This is a genomic window from Leucobacter sp. UCMA 4100, from assembly GCF_027853335.1.
Classification (GTDB): Bacteria; Actinomycetota; Actinomycetes; order Actinomycetales; family Microbacteriaceae; genus Leucobacter_A.
Window position 1 is genome coordinate 1859927 of the sequence record NZ_JAFEUS010000002.1, and the last position, 20985, is coordinate 1880911.

Genomic DNA, 20985 nt, shown 5'->3' on the forward strand with positions numbered 1-20985 from the left:
GTTTACCCCTCGGTCTTGTGAATGGGCTCGACTGCCGTAATCGCGCGAACCGAGACGGTGCGTTCGAGCTGCGCTTTCGGGTCGATCGCGCGCAGACGGCCCTGCGAGACCGAGACCGGCTGCAGGTCGAGCAGGTGCTCGCGTTTGCCGTCGCTCACGGTGATACGCATGGTCTCGCCGGTTCGCGCCGCGAGTTCAAGCACGGGAACGATGTCGAGGCCGGCGCCGCCCTGAGTGCCCTCGGTGAGCTGGGCCGCTTGTTGCTCGGCCCACGCGCGTTGCGTTTGGGTTTCGTCGTGGCGGTGGGCTGGCGCGATCTGTTCGATGAGGCGCACCGTTTCTGCCTCGTCGCGGTCAGCGTGCGCGGCCGCGTCGTCAGAGCGTGCTCGCGAGCGGTTGGCGTTGCTCGCCGGATATCTCGCGTCGAGCAGGAGCGCCATGACGTGCGGTTGGCTGAACCGGGTGAAGAGCTCGGTCGGTTTCTCGGTTGCGGTGAGCGAAAGTAGCTGCAGCCGCGAATCGGCGAGCAGTTCGCGCGCGAGTCGCTCGTCACGAACGCGCACGATCGTCGCGCCGTCGGTGTTGTTGAGCGGCTGAACCTCGAGGGTTCCGTGCCGCTCGGCAAGGTCTTTGAGTAGGTATTCGAGCGGTTGAGGCAGTGGGGTGAGCGCGGTCTCTGCAAAGAACTCACGCATCTCGGGCACGCTCCAGCCGCGCTCGAGGGCGGCCGTGAGCGAGCGCTCGCTGAGCATGAACGTGGTCGCGAGACCCGGCGCGGTGAGATCGGCGAGCTGCAGCAGCGCGAGCCCCTGCCGCGGGTCGAGCGGGCCCGGCGCGATAACGCTGAGGTCAGGCTGCAGATAGACCCCCGCAACGGCCGCGGGAAAGTGCTCATGAGCGAGGCGGATCGCCCCCGAGATATCGGCTGGCTCAGCGAGCAGCCGTTCTGCGGCGGGAGTGAAGACGCCGTTCGACGTGATGGCGAAGTGCTCACAATGCTCGGCGAACAGTGAGAGCGCCTCGCGCTCGGGTTCGCTCATGAAGGGGTAGGTGACCGTGGTCGTGTGATTGATGATGGCAGCAAGATTGCGGCCTGGCACTGAGAGGGCGGAGCGGAGCAGCTGGGGCATGCTCTTCACGATTGCCGAGGCGAGCGCGACCCAGCGCGTGGGGTGGGGAAGCGTTGCCCACCCGCCGGCGTTCTCGGTCACGGTGAGTTGCTGCGCTTCGGGGCGCAGGGCGCCGAGCAGGGTCAGGGCAGCGGTCGTGAACGCAACCGAGCTCTCAGGCGCGAACGTCGCCTCGCAGAGGGCGCGCTCAGAAACTTTCGTCATTGAGCGTGCTCGGGTGAGTTTCAGCGGTGTCTCGCGTGCAAACTGCAGGGTGAGTACGGCACGTTGCGTCTCAAGGAAAGCACGTTGGGGCCAATCGCTCGCGGGTTCAGCCTCGGCGTAGTCGCTCTCATCAAGGGCGAGAAAGTCTCGGGGTTCCGGCAGCGTGCCGTGTGTCTCGATGAGGCCTGCGAGCGCCTCCTGCACCTCGGGAAGGGCTCCTTCGTCGGTGCAGAGTCCGAGCGCCTTGAGCTTTGCGAAGATCTCGGGGCTGTCGGCAGCGGCGCGGTGCTCGCTCCCGAGGCGGTCGAGCACGGTGAGCTCGAGCAGCGTGAGATGACGGAGTGCTCGGGTGATACTCGTCTCATTGAGCAAGCGGATCGCGAGTTCAGTGAGATGCGGAACCTCACCGTCGAGGCTCCGCTCAAGAAGCAGATGTTCCAATGCCGCACGATCAAAGCCCGCGAGGGTTTGCGCAAGCCGAACCGTACTGAGCATGGCCGGTTCTAGCGTTGTTCGTTCAGGAACTCGCGCTTACGGCGGCGGCGCGTCAGGATGAGCAACGTCATGATGAGCACAAAGCCGATGGGCAGGCCAACGTAGCCGATCCACGTGACAACCGGCCAGAAACCCTCGGCCAAGACCTGGCGCTCGACTCCGACGAGAGCCGCGATGAGGGTGGCGAAAAAGGAGATGATCGCGAGCGCAATGATCGACAGTGACGAATACGCGAGAACCTTCTCGACAAGACTCGGGTTATTGGTTTCAGTTGACATCAGACTAAGAATACCCGTCAAAGCTGAATCAAGGCATAACCGGTAGACTGAAGCCCATTACAGAAGTGAATACCGCGCACGGGTGACGATAGGCCCGAACACGCGCACACGGCGGCCCACAAGCCTCACGGTTTGTGATGCTTTTGCTTTCGCAAGGGCGGCTGCGGTCACGAAGAAAGGAACAAGCATGCCAAGCGGCAAGGTCAGGTTCTTCGACGAAGAAAAGGGATTCGGTTTCATCTCGGGCGAAGACGGGCAGCAGGTGTACCTGCACGCATCGGTGATTCCTGATGACGCCACGGTGACCACGGGAACCCGCGTCGAGTACAGCGTCGCCGACGGCAGGCGTGGCCCCCAGGCGCTCTCGGTTCGGGTGCTTGACGCCCCGCGCGCTTCGCGGCGCAACCGTAAGCCGGCCGACGACATGGCTGTGATCGTTGAAGACCTCGTGAAACTGCTTGACGGTATTGGTGGGCGCCTTAAGGGCGGCCAATACCCCGAACGCCAACAGTCGCGCCAGGTCGCGGCACTGCTGAGAAGGGTCGCTGATGACTTCGACGCCTGAAACAACCGCAACTGAAACCGGCACCGAGGCTCCGGTCGAGCCGTCGCGCGAAGCGTTGCCTGAGGTCGCCGAGGTGGCCGTCGCGCCTGCGATTCTGCAGTCGACCGACCTCGCGCTCGCCGCCCTCAAAGAGGTCACCGATGTCGAGACCATCGGTGCGTTTGTCGGTCACGTGGCCGAAGACGAAACCACCGCGACGCTGCTCTTCGAGTGCCTCTTTCCCGGGTACCCCGGCTGGCGTTGGGCCGCGAGTCTCGCCCAGGTGAGCTCTAGTGATCCCGTGACGGTGCTCGAGGTTGAAATGCTGCCCGGTGACGACTCTCTCATTGCGCCCGAGTGGGTTCCCTGGGCCGAGCGACTCGCTGCGTACCGCGAGTCACAGGCGCAGCTTGCCGAAGAAGAACGGGCCTCCAACGATGCCGAGGGTGAGCTCGACGACGAAGACGACGACTTCGATGATGACGAAGACGATGTCATGGACAACGATTACTCTGACTTCGATTCAGAGGTCGACGGGGTCGATATTGACGCGCTCGCTGACGAAGAGCTTGACGCCGACACCGACGCTGATGACGATGACGATGACGATGACGATGATGACGACATCGAGGGCGACGACTAAAGCGCCCACGGTGCCGTGAAACACGAACGCCCCAACCCGTGAGGGAAGGGGCGTTCGTGTTTTTCCGAGGCACGGCACGAGGCTCGGCCGTGCCCAGGGGGGGGTTAGAGGCGCTCGATCACGTAGTCGATGCACGCGGTGAGTGCGAGCACATCATCGGGCTCGATCGCGGTGAAGGTCGCGATGCGCAGCTGGTTGCGGCCGAGCTTGCGGTAGGGCTCGGTATCGACGACGCCATTGGCGCGCAGCGCCTTCGAGATCGCCGAGGCGTCGATCGAATCGTCGAAATCGATCGTGACGACGACCTGTGAACGGTGATCAGGGTTCTCGACGAAGAGCGAGAGGCCCTCGCGGCGCTCGGCCCAGTCGTACAGAAATGCCGACGACTGCGCGGTGCGCGACGAGGCCCACGCGAGGCCGCCCTGGGCATTGATCCACCGCACCTGCTCGTCCATCAGTGCGATCGTCGCGACCGCGGGAGTGTTGAGCGTCTGGTCTTTGCGAGAGTTTTCAACGGCAACCTGCAGGTTGAGGGTCTCGGGAATGTAGCGACCCGACGAGGTCACACGCTCGATGCGCGCGATGGCAGCGGGCGAGACGAGCGCGAACCAGACACCACCGTCAGAGGCGAAGTTTTTCTGGGGTGAGAAGTAGTACACGTCAACCTGGCTGGGATCGAAGTCGATGCCGCCGGCGGCGCTCGTAGCGTCGACCACCGTGAGTGCGCCCTCATCGCCGTTCACACGAACGACGGGAGCCATCACACCCGTCGAGGTCTCGTTGTGGGGGTACGCGTATACGTCAACTCCTGCGACTGGCTCAGCGCTCGCGAGGCTCCCTGCCTCGGCATTGCGCACGTCGGGCTGTTCGAGGAACGGGGCGGCCTCGGCGGCCTTGGCAAACTTCGAACCGAACTCACCAAAGGTGAGGTGCTGGCTGCGGCGCTCGATGAGCGAGTGCACCGCCGCGTCCCAGAACGAGGTCGCGCCACCGTTCCCGAGAATGATTTCGTACCCCTCAGGAGCGTTGAAAAGCTCGAGGAGGCCCTCGCGCACGCTGCGCACGAGGTTCTTCACGGGGGCCTGGCGGTGCGAGGTGCCGATGACACCTGGCTGCAGGCTCTCGAGGAAAGTGAGCTGCTCAGAGCGCACCTTTGAGGGGCCGCAACCGAAGCGGCCATCGAGGGGAAGAAGGGCCTGTGGAATGGAAATATCTGCCATAAGCAAATTGTAGTCTGAGCGCAGATGTGAAATGAGACGCTATCTAGGCGGTAAGCTAGTGCATGGCAATTCTTGCTGAGAACAGTGACAGGGGTAGCAATGGCGGACCTGATCGATACAACCGAAATGTATCTACGCACGATCCTCGAGTTGGAAGAGGAGGGTGTGCCGCCGCTGCGCGCGCGCATTTCAGAGCGGCTTGGCCACTCAGGCCCGACGGTTTCGCAGACCATTGGGCGTATGGAACGCGACGGGCTCGTGGTGGTGACCGAAGATCGACGACTCGAGTTCACCGAAGAGGGACAACAGAAGGCCGTGCAGGTGATGCGCAAGCACCGCCTTGCAGAGCGACTGCTCTCTGACGTGATCGGGCTCGAATGGGAGTACGTGCACGAAGAGGCATGCCGCTGGGAGCACGTGATGAGCGAGCAGGTCGAGCGCAAGCTACTCAAGGTGCTCGGCAACCCGAGCGAGTCGCCCTACGGCAACCCCATTCCAGGCCTCGCCGAGCTCGGCATCGAGCCGCAGGGGCGCCAGCAGGCCCCCACGGCCCCCGCAACGCACGTTGCTCAGGGCGGGGCAGAGGTGCGGGTGCTGATCCGCCGCCTCGCCGAACCGGCCCAGGTTGACCCAGAGCTTCTCCTGCAGCTCGCTGAAGCCGGCGTGATTCCCGGCAACTACGCAACGCTCAGCCAGGTCGACGGCCACGTGCGGGTGCACACAGACGGTGCTGAAGAAGCGCTTGACCTCTCGCCAGAGATCGCCGCGTTCGTGTTCGTCGAACGCGCTTCATGATCGACTGACGAACAGGTTTCAGTTACACGCTTAAAGGAGAGCACGTGATGTTACAGAGTCCAGAAGAACACCTTGACGAGGTGCGCACGCTCGCCCACAAGCGAGATCGCCACCAGCCCGAATACTTGCAGGCCGTCGACGAGGTGTTCGACTCTCTTCTTCCCGTGCTGCACGAACACCCGGAGTACATTGAGAACAGGGTGCTCGAGCGTCTCATTGAACCAGAGCGCCAGATCATGTTTCGCGTGCCCTGGTTCGACGACAACAACCGCGTGCATGTGAACCGCGGCTACCGCATTCAGTTCAGTTCTTCACTCGGCCCGTACAAGGGCGGCATCAGGTTTCACCCGAGCGTGAACGTGGGCATCGTGAAGTTCTTGGGCTTCGAGCAGATCTTCAAGAACGCGCTCACCATGCAGGGCATCGGGGCGGGCAAGGGCGGTGCCGACTTCGATCCGCGTGGCCGCAGTAACGCAGAGGTGATGCGTTTTTGCCAGAGCTTCATGACCGAGCTGAGTCGTCACATTGGCGAGCAGACCGACGTTCCCGCTGGTGATATCGGGGTGGGAAGCCGCGAGATTGGCTACCTCTTCGGGCAGTATCGTCGCCTCGCCAACCGTTACGAGTCGGGCGTGCTCACGGGCAAGGGAACCGGTTGGGGCGGCGCAGAGGTGCGCACGCAGGCCACCGGCTACGGCGCCGTCTTCTTCGCCGAAGAGATGCTCGCAAAGGCGGGCTACGGCATCCACGGCCGCACGGCCCTTGTTTCAGGCTCGGGTAACGTCGCGATCTACGCTGCCGAAAAGATTCAGCACCTCGGCGGCAAGGCCATCACCGTCTCAGACTCGAATGGGTACATCGTTGACGAGAGCGGCATTGATATCGACCTGCTCAAGCAGGTGAAAGAGGTCGAACGCGCTCGCCTCACCGAATACGCCGCACGCAAGCCATCGGCAAGGTACGTCGAGGGCGGATCGGTGTGGGATGTCGCGGGAGACTTTGCCTTCCCATGCGCGACGCAGAACGAAATTTCAGAAGAGAACGCGCGCACGCTCTTGAAGAACGGCGTGATCGCCGTTGTCGAGGGGGCCAACATGCCGACGACCCCTGAGGCATTCGACCTCTTTCACGAGGCGAAGGTGCTCTTTGCCCCCGGCAAGGCTGCGAACGCCGGTGGTGTTGCAACCTCTGCGCTCGAGATGAGTCAAAACGCGGCACGTTCGCGCTGGGACTTCGATAAGAGCGAGTCACGCCTGCACGCAATCATGCGTAACGTGCATGACAAGACGTACGAGGCTTCAGAACGGTACGGGCAGCCTGGTGATTACGTGCTTGGCGCGAACACTGCCTCGTTTGTGATGGTTGCTGACGCCATGATTGCCCAGGGTGTGTGCTGATTTTGCACTAAAGCTTCAACCAGGCGTTGAGCAATTTGTAAGCGGAGCGTGACAAATTCGTTACATTGAGCTAGCCTGGTCAAGGTTCGGAATTGCGGCTCGCGATTCTGTGATACACAAAACACATGTAAGGCTTGATTTTGACGAACACTACTGGAACTGAGTTGGCCATCCGGTCGACGACCAGCGAAAGCAAGACGAAGAAAATCTCACGTACCGTATTCGCGGGCGTGATGAGCATGGGCCTCATCGGTACCGTCGCTTTCCCCGCGTTCGCAGCAGCGCAGCCCGACGAAGCAGTCGCGAGCGTTGCCCCTGCAGCGCAGACGCAGCAATTTCGTACCGACAATATCGAGGCTGTCCCCCTCGTCGTAGACGTGCCAGGCGTTGAAGAAGACGCTGCTCTCGTGAAGCGTGAGAAGGATGCCGAAGAGGCGAAGGCAGAGGCCGCTAAGGCCGAAGCAGAGGCAGCTGAGGCTGAGTCGCTCGCAGCGGCACGCAACGTTGATCCGACCGGCGCTGTCACTTCAGAGTCGGTCATCTACAACGATGTTCCTTCTGGCGCAGGTGCTCAGGGCATTCTCGCGGCTGCAATCTCGCAGCTCGGTGACCAGCAGGACTGCACCGCTCTCGTAGAGCGCTCACTGCGCGCTATTGGCCACAACGTTGGCGACCTCGGTACCGCAATCTGGCAGTACGACCCCTACGGCACTCGCGTCTCGACCGACGCTCTTGCCCCCGGCGACATCCTCATCTACGGCAACGCTCGCTCAGGCGCACACGTTGCAATTTACGAGGGTAACGGAATGGCTATTCACGGCGGCTTCCCTGGTGGAACCGTGCGTGCTGGCGTTCACGCTGCGTGGGAGCCCCTCACTGGCGCAATTCGCCCCTTCTAAGTTCTTTCCCAAAAGGCCCGAACCGTTTTCCGGTTCGGGCCTTTTGCATTGCTGGCACAGAGCCGTGCAGTGGGCGCACCGGTGTTGCGGGTGCGGTGTTTCCCAGCCTAGACTTTCCATATGGAAAGTAAGGATGGTCGTGCACCAGTGACCTCTGGCGATAGCACCGCAGCAAAGCAGCAACTCGATCAGTTTACTGCGTTGAATGGCAGCGTGCGGCCAGACCCTGGGTACTGGTTTCTGATGCTTTGCGGTGCCGTGATGGCAGCCGGCTATATCGCGGTCTTCATGCTGACGGTTCGCGCTTCGTTTACAGCGCACCCCGGCGCGCAGCCTGCACTGCTTGTTATGCCTATCATCGTCTTCACGGCGCTAGCGGTTGGGGCGCGTGAGCGCTTCGGGGTGCGAACGCGGGTCGATGTGAAACGGACGACAATCGTGGTCTGTGCTGCGATTGTGGTGTTTGTGCTCGTATACCTCGTTGCCATGCGGCAGGGCGACCACGGTGACTTCGTGGCGAACCTTCTCGTTCCGTTCGCGGTGTTCGGTGCCTTGTCGTTCGAACCGATCATGGCGTTGCTCAGGGAGCGGTCGTATCGCGACGCCACAGAGGGGCAGCCTCGGGGGCGCAAGGGGCGCAGAGCGTACCTCAGCCCGCAACGGCTTTCGGCCCCGGTGAAGCGCAACACCGTGCTTATCGGCGTGATCTTCGCGGCATTGCTTGCCTCGAGCCCGTTCACGATGGTGGCTGCTTACGTGCACTTCGCGGTAATGGCGATCGTCATGGTGATGATGCTCATGATGTTTATCTCCCAGCACTCGCCTGGCAATATCGCGAGGGTCGGCTACGAGTGGGGTGAAGCACAGTGGTCGGTGTTTAGCGTTGCGGTGGCGTCGAACTTTGTTGCCGCGATCATGGTGCAGTACGGACATGTGTTGTTTGACCCGGCGACCGTGATGGTGGTCGATATCGTGCTCGCGGCGCTCACGCTCATGCTCTTCGTCGTGGCTACGCTGCTGCCCGGAGCCCGCAGGCCGTGAGCGGCGAACAGCGGCACCCCCGTCACGACCTTGATGCAGCCTTTCAAACACCACTGAGATTCTCGCTCATGGCGGTTTTGCGGCCGGGGCTTGAAATCGACTTTGTGACGTTGCGAACGAACCTCGAAGCAAATGACTCGACTCTGAGTAAAGCCATTACGTACCTGCAGCAGCAGGAGTACGTGGTTGTACGCAAGACGGCGATCGTGCAGCAGCCCCGAACCCGCGTTCTTGTGACAGCACGCGGATCGAGGGCATTCGCCCGTCACCTTACTGCGCTCAAGAAGATTGCCGAGGGAATCACAGAGCTGCCGTAAGGTGCGGGACGTTGAGGTGTTGTAAGCTGTCTGAGTGGTGCAGTTATGCATCAATGCCTCAGTAGCTCAGTGGATAGAGCACTTCTCTCCTAAAGAAGGTGTCGTAGGTTCGATTCCTATCTGGGGCACCATGCTCATGCGGTGGCATGAGTCTTTCTTGTACGAGACACGCTTTCTCAGAGGGCAACATCGATGATTTGGAGTGGGGCTCAGGGGTGGACTAAGGGGTACTCAAAAGACTTTGCTGGCGTGCGTCATATTGTTGCGTGATGGGGTGTCTCTATTAGTGCAGGCGGTGAATACCCCCAAGAAAAATCCGTTCTGCATGGTACGCACGCCGCGCAAGAACTTTGTTCTGGCGCGGATCGACCAAGGCCTGCTCGCTGTCCATTCCCCCAATAGGCGAGCAGGCCCTTTTCTTACTAGTTTCGCGTCAGATTCCGTGGTCCAGATGTGTCTTTTAAAAGGAGGGTAAGTTGTACTCTCGAAGTGACAAAGCGACGAGGGTTGGAGAGTGTCGAAAACTGTGGGACAAGGGACTAAGCAGCGACAATATCGCTGGAGGCCGACGGTGCTTACCTTGATGATTGTTTTCTTTGCCCTCGGAGGGTTGATAGCGGCGCTATACCCGATGACCGCAGCATGGCTCTCGTCCTATAACCAGTCGAGGGTCATAGAAAACACGCTCTTAAACCTCGACGAGATTACGCCGAAACCAGAAGCTCAACTTGACGCGGCGAGGCTGTATAACGAGGCGCTTGCTGCGGGAGTCAAACTTGAGTCGGGGGCGAATGTTCCGGTGGGAACCGGCAATGTAGCCGGTACTGACCTGAACTATGACGAGATGCTCGTGGCCAATAGTGAGGGCCTAATGGGCCGCATTAAGATTCCTGGGATTGATGTTGATCTGCCTATCTACCACGGTACTTCTGATGCCACATTGCTTAAAGGGGCAGGGCACCTTGAGGGCTCGCACCTGCCGGTTGGTGGTGAGGGAACGCGGTCGGTTATCACTGCGCATAGGGGGCTTGCCAACTCGACAATGTTCACGAATCTGAACAATGTTGCTGAAGGTGACGTTTTTACCGTCGAAACTCTGGGCGAAGTGTTGACCTATCGCGTATTCGATATTCAGGTTATCGACCCGAGTGAGACAAGTTCACTGCGACCCGAGGCCGGTCGTGATCTTGTCACGCTCATCACCTGCACGCCACTCGGGGTTAATTCACAACGCATTGTTGTCACGGGCGAAAGAATCACGCCAACGCCTCCGGGAGACCTTTCTGCTGCAGGGAAGGCTCCGGTCATTCCAGGCTTCCCGTGGTGGGCCGTTATCGGTTCAGGTGTCGTTCTCCTGATTGCGGCCTATGCATATCGGCAGGGTGTCGTAGATGCGAGGGGTGCGAATGCAAAGCGTGAAGCGATACGAGCGCGAAATATAACAAATCAGTAACGGGCGTCAGATGCCTGATGATCGCCGTGTCTAAATCTTCGGGACACAGAGCTTTTGCTTTGGGGTTTCTCTTGAACGGGACCATACCGGTCTTGCAAATGAAAGGAGACGTTCAGATGACTGAACGCAATACGAGGCTACGTATGGTTGCCATGCTTGGCGCGGCTGCCATCGGTGTGACCACCCTCATGGGAGCGGGCAGTGCTGCATTTGCCGCGCCTCAGGGGTTTGGCGACATCGACTTTGGCCGTGACGGTTCATTGACGGTTCACAAGTACCTGCACCAGGTCAACCCAAAAGAAGGAGACATTAGTCAGGCTCCTGCCGAGGGCGATTACGCTGACCCGGTTTCGGACGTGATCTTCACGGCTTATCCTCTGTTGAAAGACGGTAAGCAACTGAACCTTAAAGATGCTGCTGAGTGGAACGCGCTGGGCTCTCTGGCCGCTGGCGAGGGTTGTACTGCCCCCGCTGGTTATGCACTGGGTAGCCCAATCACTCTGCCTGCTACTGATGCCAAAGGAACAGCAACCGTAACGTTGCCCATTGGCGCTTTCCAAGTGTGTGAGACGTCTGCACCATCGCAGATCATTGACGCAGCATCACCGTTCATCGTCACGGTTCCTATGCCCCACAAGAACGGCTGGGTCTATGACGTTCACGCCTACCCGAAGAATGGTGAAGCGACCGTCGAGAAGACGATTGAGCAGCAGCAGGAAACAGGGCTTGGATCAGTCGTAAAATTCCCGGTGACCGCCCCTGTGCCGACCACCGGTGATAAGTGGACCGGGTTCGCTCTTCGCGACACTCTTGACGAACGGCTTACCCCAGTTGACGCTGCGAACATGCCGGTAACCGTTAACGGTGAGAAGCTTGATTCGTCGTACTACACGTTGACTGTTGCTGGCCAGCAGATCACGATGAACTTCACCGAAACGGGCCTTGTCTGGCTGAACGAAGGCCCGAATGCTCAGGCTGGTAAGAAGATTCAGGTTGTTTTTGCCGGTACCGTTACCAAACTTGGCAATGGAACGATCACGAACCAGGCTGAGCTCTGGCCCAATAACCCTGGTTTTGACCCAAGCTTGAAGCCGCCGGTCCCTTCAAACGAGGTCGAGACCCACTGGGGCAACTTGCAGGTTCAGAAGCGAGCAGCCGGTACGAGCGGTGAACAGGGCAAACTCAACGGAGCGACCTTTGAGGTGTACAACGCGGCTGATCCGTATGCCGCAGATTGCTCGGCTGCTGAAGCCGCTGGTGATCCAGTGACTGTTGAAGGCAAAACGAGCTTTACCTCAGCTGGCACGGGTGTTATTTCAATCGCTGGTCTTTTTGTGAGCGATAGCGTGAACCCCGTTATTGATGCTCAGCAACGTTGCTACGTCTTGAAAGAGATTGCAGCACCAGCTGGTTTCGTTCTTCCCGCTGACCCCTTCACCGCGGTGACGGTCAAGGTCGGAGAGACGACTGTTTCTGACAACGTTGAAATCGTGAACACTCAGCAGGATGTTCCTGAGCTGCCGTTGACCGGTGCAGCAGGCCAGATCTTGCTTATTATCGGTGGCATCGCTGCGGTGGCGATTGCCATGGGCCTCGTGCTCGTGAATCGTCGCCGTCAATCAGCAGAGGTGTAAGCCTGCGTCGGGGTGTCTCTATCCCAGAGATAGGGACACCTCGCAACGCTGATTCATAGCCTAGAGTGCATCCGGGCAACAGCTGCTGGACGGGACTGTCGAAGCAGATACTCAACCGCTTGTATAAGAACGAGAAAGCGTGTGCGCGTCAAATGATGATGCGCAAAGGGGAGGAATACCGTGAAACGTGACAAAGCTATAGATCTGAGGGAGAGGGAAAGAACACGGCTCCCCGGCAGGCGTCGTCCTTCAACGCTGCTAAAAGGTTTGGGCAAGCGCCTGAGTGCTACCACCATGGTCGTAGCGCTCCTCGGTTCATTGGGCTGGGTGCAAACGTCACCTGCTCACGCTGAGACCGTGTATGAAATCGTGGGTCAGTGGCATGAAGGCACTCACAACCCGTTACAAAAGGGCGACAAAGTGTCCTCGGTTTGGCGGTTCAATATCAACGATGATGGACCCGTCCCGTCGAATGACCCCGTCGATAATGTGACCGTTACCTTTACTGCACATGGTGGCGTCTTCCAAGATGTACCAAAGGCGTGCCTCACGCAAGCCGCCGACACCGCAGTACCCCTCTCTCCTGTCTCTGAGATTACCGACGGCGGTAAGACGCTCGTGTGCAATATCGGCACGAGGGAACAGGGAAGCGCTGAACTCATGCTAACGGGGCTCCAAGTGACTGGCGAGAGCGGAGACGTCACCTTTGTCGAGGCAGAGATTGGTGGGGTAGAAGCCCAGCTCCCACCACTTCCTATTCTTAACGTGTTCGCAATGGATATGAAATTTGACGGTGGTAGCGCAAGTACACGGGATGGCGCGCTGCAAGAGGTTTCCTTTCCCTGGTCGCTTAGGCATTCCCCAGGAGGAGAGCCTGGGCCGGATACTGTCGAGTACACCCTCACGTTTACGAACACTTCTGGGAGCGGCCTTAATGTCACCCCTACTGATGCTTGTAAAGCCATCACAAACGCTCGGGCAGGACATCCGTTCTCAGACACCGCGCACGTAGCTGAACGTACCGCTCCTTTCCCCGGAAACTGCTCGTTTACGCGTGTAGGAACCTCGAACAAATTTAAGCTATCAATCTCAGGTATTGATTATGGCAAAGATAAAACACCAACTTATGATTCGGAAGGCACCGCGCTTCCTAGCGAATGGGATGTCGTTGCCGCTGGTGAGGTTCGCCTTTCATTTACATATGACAAAGCTGGAACCTTAGGATTTGTCGCTTCAGCACCTACATACATCGGAACAGTCACTGGAACTACCTCAAAAGACATCGGCACGAACAACGAGAACTCTCGGGCTTATACCCGCGGTAGTTGGACAGGTGGGTGGGTTCTTGGGCAAGTTGGGCTCCCCGGGAGTGTTTGGGTTGATACTTCGCGCGCTGGACCCGGGGATCTTGTTCGCGCATCCGCAGGAGTAGCTGCACCGAGCGCTCAAGGAGCAACGAGTGGAGTTTGTAGTGTACTCGACACCAAATATGTTGATTTTGTCGGGGTGCAGACTGGTTATCGGAAAGGCGGGGAAGTTCTGCCTTACCCCGGTGGGGAAGGCATTAAATACTGGTTTTATGTTGGCAACGGCGTAGGCAATAACGTAAACCCTAAGCATGCTAACTACGACCCGAACAGCTTTACGTGCGACACTGGCTGGGGCGGTTCAGATTGGGTGAGTGTTCCGCCTCAAGACTTGAGCTCGGTTAAGGCCGTGAGGATCCACATTCCTTATTCAGCGGCAGCCGGAGTTTCTGAGCACGATGCTGCGGGACTGGCGCGGTCATTTGTTGACTCTCGCATTAAACTCAATGCTTCAGCAGGTCAAGATATATGGCAATGGACGTCGTATAACATGACAGGAACAGCGTCTTCCGGATGGACAGACCCTCATCGAACGATGCAGCCAAATGACGGTCCTGCTTCAGGAGTAAGCACACCGGGAACGCGATACCCCTATACAGGTGGTGGACGCGATATTCTTAGGGTCGTTTCAGCTAGGCCGTTCGTTTCTAAAGAGGCAGACCAGTCGGTAGTGATGCCTGGTGCGACTGTTCAATATACGGTGAAATACCGTGCAGAGAGCACGACCGATATGAAGCTTCCGCTCTACACGCTTACCGATACTCTCCCTGCGGGCATGGAATATGTGCCGGGAAGTGCGTCGGTCGAACCTAGCTCTGTAAAGGGTAAAAAGGTGACCTGGAACCTCCAGAATGTGTCTAGTAATACCGAGTACGTCCTCACCTATAAAGCACGTATCGCTGACGATGCAGAACCGGGTTCGAGCTATACGAACGATATTGTTGCCGAGCTAAACGGCCTGACTGCCGCTGCGGCAGACACTGTTAAAGTTCGTGACGGAGGTTACGTGCAGTTGACGAAAACCTCAGCCGCTCGAAAAGTGGCTCATAACGGTGGCGTCGCAGAAAACTCGTGGACGGTACGCGTGACCTCGCACGACTCGAAGGCTACCTCCTTCACCGACACCATCGATGTACTGCCTTTTAATGGAGACGGCCGTGGTACCGAGTTCGCAGGCGCATACGTGCTGAAAGCGCCGGTTCAAGCGGTCAGTGGCGCCAAGGTGTACTACACAACAGACGACCCCAAAACGTTGAACGATGACCCCGACCATGCGTCGAACGGTAAGCGCGGCACGGTCACTGGAAACACGGTTCACTGGTCGACAACGTTCACGAAAGAAGCCACTGCGGTACGAGTGATTGGTCCCGAACTTCGTCCCTCACAACAGCAAGAATTTACTGTTTCCGTGGTCACTGCAGGTGCCGAGCACGACGATCGTTACGTGAATAGAGCTGAAGCTCGTTCAGACCGGCATCAGTTGAAGATGCGTACCTCTGACAGCTTTACCATCGGTGCAGCTAACTCGGTCACGATTAAGAAATACGTGCAAAGTGAAAAAGGCGAATGGCATGATGCAAACGACATCGACGACTATCCGTCGTACCGTACGGGTGACACCGTGCCATACCGTCTTGTGGTGACCAACACGGGTGATGAGACGCTCAAGAACCTTGTTGTCGAAGACGACCGTGTTGATCTGGCTGGGCTGAAACCTCTTCCGAACGGGCTTACGCTCGTTGACGGGAAAGCGGTTATCGGTGAACTGCTACCCGGTGAAGATCACCAGGTAACGATCGAGTACTCGGTGGTTCTCGCAAGCGGAACCGAGACTGGCAGCCTTGTGAACACCGCCTGTGTGGTTCCCGATCCCGGCGAACCCGAGGAAGGGACGACACCAGCAGAAGAAGACTGTGACCCCGCGGGCATCACGGTACTGCCCTCTTCGCTTTCCTGGAAAAAGGTTGCGGCCGGAACCTCCGACACTGAATACTTGGCGGGCTCTGAATGGGAACTGACCCCTGTCGACGCTAATGACAAGCCCACCGGTGAATCAATCGCTGTTGCAGACTGTATTGCCGACGCAGCGAGCGAGTGCAAGGGACCAGACCGTAACCCGAGTGCCGGTGAGTTCTTGCTCGATCCGCTTGACGACGGCCGATACAGGCTCGTAGAAACACGTGCTCCTGCTGGGTACCAGTTAGACCCGACGCCTCGATATATTGATGTGCTTGGTGAAACGAGCTTCGAGAAAGCGATTGAAAACAAGCAGTCAGAGGTGCCTCATCTGCCACTCACCGGTGGCGTAGGAACGCTGGCGATCTTCCTCGGCGCAGGAGGGGCCGGAGCCCTAGCTCTAGCTGCGCTTGCGGTGCAGCGACGTCGTTCCAGAATGAGCCTCAACGATAGCTAACATTCGCTGTATGCGGGGTCTTCACTCATGTTGAGAAGACCCCGCATACAGCGGGTCTGCCACAGGAGCGTTCATGGCTTTTCGTCTTGCGTGTGTACAGAAATAAATGAGCGGCGATATGCCAGCAGGCCTGCACGTCGGTGACAGCTAGACATACAACTTAAAACAAACGTCACGATCCGAGCGAAACTTGTGGCTTCTTGCACCGCGATACACGGTCTCTAGATACACACGGCGTCCAGTTGCACGTAGCTAAAGATAGTTTCGCCGGTTTCGCTTCGGCTCGTGTCAAAGGGGAGGGGGCCTCGGTGAATGATAAAAAACTTGCTCAACAGTCTGATGTAGCGCTGGTTGAGCTGGCTCGTCACGGGTCTGAACGGGCATTTGCAGAGCTATGGAAGAGACATGAGCCTGCCGTAATTATCGCGACACGAAGCTTCACAGGCTTCGACCCCGATGATGTTGCACAAGAAACGTTTTTGCGCATTCTCAAACAGATTCAGGCGGGCGGCGGCCCAGAAACGGCGTTTCGCGCGTATGCGATTATGACCGCGAGAAATGTTGCGACGAACATGGCCCGCACCCGAAGCAGCAGCGAAGTCACCGGTGTCGACGATGAGATTTTTGAGCAAGCAACCGAACCCGTAGAAAACACCGAGTCACGCCTGATCGACGATATCTTTACGCGTCAGGTTTTTCTTTCGTTGCCGATCAGATGGCAAGAAGTGCTGTGGTACCGGGAAGTTGAAGACCTCCCGGTTCAACAGTTTTCAACCTACCTTGGAATGAGCCCAAATGCGACCTCAGCGTTATTGAGGAGAGCGAAAGAAGGGTTCAAGCAAGCGTGGATCGCCGCGAGCCTTGAACCGGTCGAAGGGCTGCCCGGAGAGTGCGAATGGGTCGTTGGGCAGCTGCCGCAGCTCCTCCGAGGGAAAACCACACCGGGCACTCAACGCAAGATGAAACGACACTTTCAGGCCTGCGAGCGGTGCACCGACTTATCTCACGACTCGAAAAAAGCGCACTCGCAACTCGCAACGATTCTCCTGCCAGGTCTCTTGGGTGCTGCAGGCGCGACAAAATACCTCGCAGGGGCATACCCTCTAACAGAGGCGACCTACGCCGCAGGAATTACTCAAAGCGCAACTCCTCTGCCTGCGCACGTACCCACGGACAGTTTGTTGCAGGCAAGCGGAACACTGAGTCGCGCCGCGAACGTGGTTGCTGTTGTTGCCGTTGGTGCCCTCGGCCTGTCCCTCTTTGCTACGGCATTTGTTCATCCCCTACGGCCTGAAGGCCCAGACCAGAGCCCTCTTGAAGAGGTGCATCAGAACGCCCGTCAGAACAGTGAAGGCCCCGAAGGTGATTCGCCCGACGGAGAAGAATCAGAGCAGACGTCAGGTGCGTCTAAAACTGAAGAGAGTGGCCAAGACGAGCTCGAGAACCAGGCCGCGGGAGACGGCGAACTTGGCAGCCAGCCCCCTGAAACCACCGCTGTTCCACCAAACGGAGAAGCTGACGCTTCAGGCACGAATACCAACACCGGCAGCGGCCCGGCTCGCATCGTTCCTGTGCCCCTATCCGGCTCCCCTCTTGACGGCATCGAGACCGGCATTTACCCGAGACTTTCCGGCCTCGCGACAGCGGGCGCGACGGTCTACCTCTCCATGAGTAACGAGGCGGGGCAAACCTCGAGCGCCACGGTTTACGCAGACGCACAAGGGCGCTGGGCGTACACGCCGACTGCGCTGATGGGCCAACTCACGGTCAGGGGCCATCAGGAATATGTGATTGATGGCAAAGGGGTCGTTGACGCCGAAGTCATGGTAGGGACCTATTCGGTAGGCAGAGGCCTTTCCATTGAGGTTGACGCGATCAGCGCGCAGCAAACCACGATTCGGGTGACTGGACTCGTGGGCAATACGACGAACCAGGCAGTGAATGTGACCTCGACGTCGATCGGCGCCCTTGCATACCAGCAGCGAGCGACAGCTCCTGGCGAGGTCACAATCACCGTGCCGTACGCACGCGCTGATCTCGGAGACCTGTACTACTGGCAAGGGGTAAGCGCTGAAGGCCCCCGCAGAGTGTGGTGGCGCATCCTGTAACCAGTCACTCCCAACACTCCCCAACACCACCCCAACGTTTTCCCAACGCAAAGCCCCGTCATATGACCGGTGTGCTGGCGTTCGTAGGCCTTTAGATTTGCTTGCAGGGGAGGGCTCTCTGTCACGTTTCGCATCGTGGCATGAAGCCCTTGCGGCCAATCGCTATCGGTTGGTTCGCGAACAGTAGGGGAGGGAACGCGTGAGCGATCGTAGAATTGCCGAGGTGCGGCAGGCGAAGCATGCGACGAAGCAGCCGCGCCTGATGCGCGGCTTCGCAGCGATAACCGCTGTGCTGCTCTTTGGCGCGCTAGGGCAGAGCGCTGCGTTAGCGCTCGAAGGGAGTGAGTCCGAGGGTGAACAGCAATGGGTAGAGACCTCAACTGCAGAGCAGACTTCACCCGAAGAAGACGCTGGCGAGGCCGACGCTCCAGGCAACGTTGATGTTGGTGGTGAACCTGGGGCCGGGGTCGGTGCTGAACCCGATGAGATGAACGACCCGGGTGAGCCTGCCTCTGAACCAGAAGCCGAAGAACCTGCTCAGCAGGCGATTCGACCCTTTGCCGTTCCCCCAGCCAGCGGCAATACCGCGGTGATTACCGTCAAGGTCAGCGGTGACCGGCAGGGTAACGGCCGCAGCGGAGTGGCCGGTGTGGCGTTGCGCCTGAACACCGGAGGCAACGCTTCATCGCTCACCCCCGTGGCTGAGCCCTGGGCCACATGTGTTTCAGATGCGCAGGGCGATTGCTCGTTTGTTGTTCCAGAGACCCAGCCTCAGCTCAGGAGCTGCATCAAGTGGGGCTTCTTGGGATTGACCTGTAAACAGTGGCGTGTAGACCAGGCTCAGGGCGTGAATTATGACAAACGCTTTTGGGTTGCAGCTGAAGCTGCACCTGAAGACTGGTATGTGAACCCAGCTCTTGAGACTGGGAGTGGCAACGGTGTCAGCTCTCATTATGTCTTTCAAACAGGTAAGCAATTGAGAAAAGGCAACACCTACGCCTCTGGCAACACGTTTATGGGCGATGACTCGGGAGGGTCTTGGGCTGTCTCACGCTCGAACCCTCGGTTGCAGCCCACCTGCCAGGCAACCCTTAATGTTGCGCTGGTGCTTGACCTCTCAGGATCAATGGGCGACAACAAAAGTCAAGGCCTCAACACCTTGAAAGCCTCTGCGAATCGTATGGTCCAGGCGCTTAAAGGAACGGGTTCATCGGTTGCGATCTTTACGTATTCCGATACAGCACCCGCATCGAACAATGCAGACCTAGCGCTTACGAAGATTGATCAGGGTCAAAACTTCCAGACCATCACCAACAAGATCAACTCGTATACCGCTGACGGTGGTACAAACTGGGACGCCGGTATTTATCGTGCTGCTGAGAGCGCCACAACATTTGATCTTGCGATCATGGTGACCGATGGCATGCCTACGTTTTACGGTGGTGGCAACAACAGCGGTAGCGGCAGTACCACGTACTTTATTGATGTTGAACGAGCCATTTTCGCAGCTAATGCGCTGAAAGCTCAGGGAACCCGTGTGGTTGCGATTGGCGCGGGCAGCGGCGCGAAGGGCAGCGCCGGTAATCTGCGCGCAGTTTCTGGGGTCAATTCCTATGCGGCCGGATCAAATTTTAACGATGCCGATTACTTCCAGTCTGACTGGCAGGAGCTCGCCGCTCAGCTCGAAGGGCTTGCCCTTGGCGCCACCTGCCAAGCGAACGTCGAGATCACCAAGCTCACCAAGGCGTATGGTGCGGCAGAAGCGAGCAATGGTGGATCAGGCTGGTCGTTTGCTGCGGCAGCGAACGGAGCCGTACTGAAAACACAAGCGCAGCAGAACACGAATGCTGAGGGCAAGGTTTCGTATGCGCTCGAGTTTGACTCACCGAATGCCGTCGGTGCAGAGGTCTCGGTTCATGAAGAGATGAATGCTACGCAGGTTTCACAGGGATGGAAGCTCGCGGGTCTCAGCTGCTCGATTAACGACGAACCCACGAACCCGCAGAGCCTTGACGAAGCCAGGCTTTTGGTTGGCCCCGGTGACACCGTGAAGTGCACGTTCATCAACGAGCAGACGCTGGCATCGAGCATCCTGCTTGAAAAGAAGGCTTGGACAGCGGCTGATCACAAAACCGAGATCGCTGCCGGCACGAACGTCGCCTCGGGCACCACGGTGCACTGGAGTTACCGTGTGACGAACACCGGGCAAACCACGCTTCGAGACGTTCGAGTCGAAGACGACCAGCTGGCATTTGCGGCGGTCGTATGCCCTGAAACCACGTTGGCCCCGGGAGCTTCCACAACGTGCCTCGCCTCAGGCCTGGTAACTGCGCTGCCCTGATGCGGCATGTGCATTCAAGAACCACCACAAATCACTCCAACCTCACAGAACGAAAGACCAGGAGAAATCATGAAAAAATCAACAACCGGTTTTATCGCCGGGGCCGCCGGTGCAGCGCTTCTTCTTGGCGGCTCAACCTTCGCGCTCTGGAGCGACAGCGTCCAGGCCCCGGGTGGCGAGATTCAGTCGGGCAACCTCGAGGTTGCTGTCACCGGCTCACAGTGGAACGACATCTCAGCAGGTAGCGACACGGGGCGCGAGATTACCCTCGCTGACTTTAAGGTCGTTCCGGGCGACACCATCGAGGGATCATTCGATGTTGATCTCGCGCTGCAGGGTGACAACCTCGCAGCAGAGCTGCGCCTTGCAGGCGGGCAGGCATTCAGTGGTGCGCTCGCCGCGGGGCTCATCAACGTGAGCTACTCGGTTGAAGATGCGGCGGGCAACGAGGTGCTTTCGGGCAACAGCTCGGGCGTTAACCTCGACCTCGTCTCGCTGAAGAACCGGGCGCCGGGCAACGCGGTTGCGGTTCCTGCATCGATCGATGGCACTGCAGACCTCACGGTCAAGGTAGCCGTGACGTTCAACGCAGAGACCAAAGATCGCGATCTCGTAGAGGCAGCAGCCGCACTCGAGACTTCGGCGATCGAGCTCGTGCAGGTTCGTCAGTAGAGTGTGCTGAGTTCTCGAGGGCGGGGTAAGAACC

The 20985-nt window shown here is 58.7% G+C and carries 16 protein-coding genes and 1 tRNA gene; 14 read left to right on the forward strand and 3 right to left on the reverse strand.

Features of this window, described 5'->3' with window-relative positions; all coding sequences use genetic code 11:
• Positions 1–2: 2 nt before the first annotated feature.
• Together JSO19_RS08755 and JSO19_RS08760 are read right to left on the reverse strand one after the other, a co-directional pair.
• Positions 3–1829, reverse strand: coding sequence for a helicase-associated domain-containing protein (locus JSO19_RS08755; RefSeq protein ID WP_270911153.1), 1827 nt, complete (start codon positions 1827–1829; stop codon positions 3–5).
• 8 nt (positions 1830–1837) lie between these two features.
• Complete coding sequence (locus tag JSO19_RS08760) at positions 1838–2107, reverse strand: hypothetical protein (RefSeq protein ID WP_270911154.1); 270 nt, start codon at positions 2105–2107, stop codon at positions 1838–1840.
• A gap of 187 nt (positions 2108–2294) precedes the next feature.
• On the opposite strand from JSO19_RS08760, the gene JSO19_RS08765 reads away from it, so the two are divergent.
• Together JSO19_RS08765 and JSO19_RS08770 are read left to right on the forward strand one after the other, a co-directional pair.
• Entirely contained in the window at positions 2295–2672 is a 378-nt protein-coding gene (locus JSO19_RS08765; protein ID WP_270911156.1) for a cold-shock protein, read from the forward strand.
• Complete coding sequence (locus tag JSO19_RS08770; protein ID WP_270911157.1) at positions 2656–3294, forward strand: DUF3027 domain-containing protein; 639 nt, start codon at positions 2656–2658, stop codon at positions 3292–3294. The genes JSO19_RS08765 and JSO19_RS08770 overlap by 17 nt, the downstream gene beginning before the upstream one ends.
• Positions 3295–3398: 104 nt before the next feature.
• On the opposite strand, the gene serC is transcribed toward JSO19_RS08770, so the two are convergent.
• On the reverse strand, positions 3399–4514 hold the full coding sequence (serC, locus tag JSO19_RS08775) for a phosphoserine transaminase (protein ID WP_270911158.1): 1116 nt from the start codon (positions 4512–4514) through the stop codon (positions 3399–3401).
• 99 nt (positions 4515–4613) lie between these two features.
• Here serC and JSO19_RS08780 point away from each other — a divergent pair, with 99 nt between their 5' ends.
• The 12 genes from JSO19_RS08780 to JSO19_RS08835 all read left to right on the forward strand — a co-directional run bounded on the left by JSO19_RS08780 (position 4614) and on the right by JSO19_RS08835 (position 20951).
• Positions 4614–5309: a metal-dependent transcriptional regulator gene (locus JSO19_RS08780; RefSeq protein ID WP_217133809.1), complete on the forward strand. Its 696-nt coding sequence runs from the start codon at positions 4614–4616 to the stop codon at positions 5307–5309.
• A 47-nt stretch (positions 5310–5356) separates the two neighbouring features.
• Positions 5357–6706 carry an NADP-specific glutamate dehydrogenase gene (gene gdhA / locus JSO19_RS08785; protein ID WP_270911159.1) on the forward strand — a complete coding sequence of 450 codons (1350 nt, stop codon included), beginning with the start codon at positions 5357–5359 and terminating at the stop codon, positions 6704–6706.
• A gap of 140 nt (positions 6707–6846) precedes the next feature.
• On the forward strand, positions 6847–7605 hold the full coding sequence (locus tag JSO19_RS08790) for a C40 family peptidase (protein WP_270911160.1): 759 nt from the start codon (positions 6847–6849) through the stop codon (positions 7603–7605).
• 120 nt (positions 7606–7725) lie between these two features.
• Entirely contained in the window at positions 7726–8646 is a 921-nt protein-coding gene (locus tag JSO19_RS08795) for a hypothetical protein (protein ID WP_270911162.1), read from the forward strand.
• Positions 8643–8963, forward strand: coding sequence for a transcriptional regulator (locus JSO19_RS08800; protein ID WP_270911163.1), 321 nt, complete (start codon positions 8643–8645; stop codon positions 8961–8963). The genes JSO19_RS08795 and JSO19_RS08800 overlap by 4 nt, the downstream gene beginning before the upstream one ends.
• A gap of 55 nt (positions 8964–9018) precedes the next feature.
• Positions 9019–9094, forward strand: a tRNA-Arg gene (locus JSO19_RS08805).
• A 440-nt stretch (positions 9095–9534) separates the two neighbouring features.
• Positions 9535–10416 carry a class C sortase gene (locus JSO19_RS08810; RefSeq protein ID WP_270911164.1) on the forward strand — a complete coding sequence of 294 codons (882 nt, stop codon included), beginning with the start codon at positions 9535–9537 and terminating at the stop codon, positions 10414–10416.
• Between the two features lie 116 nt (positions 10417–10532).
• Positions 10533–12050, forward strand: a complete 1518-nt coding sequence (locus JSO19_RS08815; protein ID WP_270911166.1) for a SpaH/EbpB family LPXTG-anchored major pilin — start codon at positions 10533–10535, stop codon at positions 12048–12050.
• A gap of 357 nt (positions 12051–12407) precedes the next feature.
• The gene (locus JSO19_RS08820; protein WP_270911168.1) at positions 12408–15830 is read left to right on the forward strand and encodes a DUF7507 domain-containing protein; all 3423 of its coding nucleotides are present in this window, start codon (positions 12408–12410) and stop codon (positions 15828–15830) included.
• Between the two features lie 308 nt (positions 15831–16138).
• Positions 16139–17938, forward strand: a complete 1800-nt coding sequence (locus tag JSO19_RS08825) for a sigma-70 family RNA polymerase sigma factor (protein WP_270911169.1) — start codon at positions 16139–16141, stop codon at positions 17936–17938.
• A gap of 199 nt (positions 17939–18137) precedes the next feature.
• A complete protein-coding gene (locus tag JSO19_RS08830; protein ID WP_270911170.1) occupies positions 18138–20279 on the forward strand; it encodes a vWA domain-containing protein in 2142 nt (713 codons plus the stop codon).
• A 69-nt stretch (positions 20280–20348) separates the two neighbouring features.
• The gene (locus JSO19_RS08835) at positions 20349–20951 is read left to right on the forward strand and encodes an alternate-type signal peptide domain-containing protein (RefSeq protein ID WP_270911171.1); all 603 of its coding nucleotides are present in this window, start codon (positions 20349–20351) and stop codon (positions 20949–20951) included.
• Positions 20952–20985: the final 34 nt, after the last annotated feature.

What these genes read in the sequence shown, in the direction of transcription:
- JSO19_RS08755 (WP_270911153.1), bottom strand. Translation starts at nt 1,829, where the DNA reads ATGCTCAGTACGGTTCGGCTTGCGCAAACCCTCGCGGGCTTTGATCGT.
- serC (WP_270911158.1), bottom strand. Translation starts at nt 4,514, where the DNA reads ATGGCAGATATTTCCATTCCACAGGCCCTTCTTCCCCTCGATGGCCGC.
- JSO19_RS08760 (WP_270911154.1), bottom strand. Translation starts at nt 2,107, where the DNA reads ATGTCAACTGAAACCAATAACCCGAGTCTTGTCGAGAAGGTTCTCGCG.
- JSO19_RS08765 (WP_270911156.1), top strand. Translation starts at nt 2,295, where the DNA reads ATGCCAAGCGGCAAGGTCAGGTTCTTCGACGAAGAAAAGGGATTCGGT.
- JSO19_RS08770 (WP_270911157.1), top strand. Translation starts at nt 2,656, where the DNA reads ATGACTTCGACGCCTGAAACAACCGCAACTGAAACCGGCACCGAGGCT.
- JSO19_RS08780 (WP_217133809.1), top strand. Translation starts at nt 4,614, where the DNA reads ATGGCGGACCTGATCGATACAACCGAAATGTATCTACGCACGATCCTC.
- JSO19_RS08815 (WP_270911166.1), top strand. Translation starts at nt 10,533, where the DNA reads ATGACTGAACGCAATACGAGGCTACGTATGGTTGCCATGCTTGGCGCG.
- gdhA (WP_270911159.1), top strand. Translation starts at nt 5,357, where the DNA reads ATGTTACAGAGTCCAGAAGAACACCTTGACGAGGTGCGCACGCTCGCC.
- JSO19_RS08795 (WP_270911162.1), top strand. Translation starts at nt 7,726, where the DNA reads ATGGAAAGTAAGGATGGTCGTGCACCAGTGACCTCTGGCGATAGCACC.
- JSO19_RS08835 (WP_270911171.1), top strand. Translation starts at nt 20,349, where the DNA reads ATGAAAAAATCAACAACCGGTTTTATCGCCGGGGCCGCCGGTGCAGCG.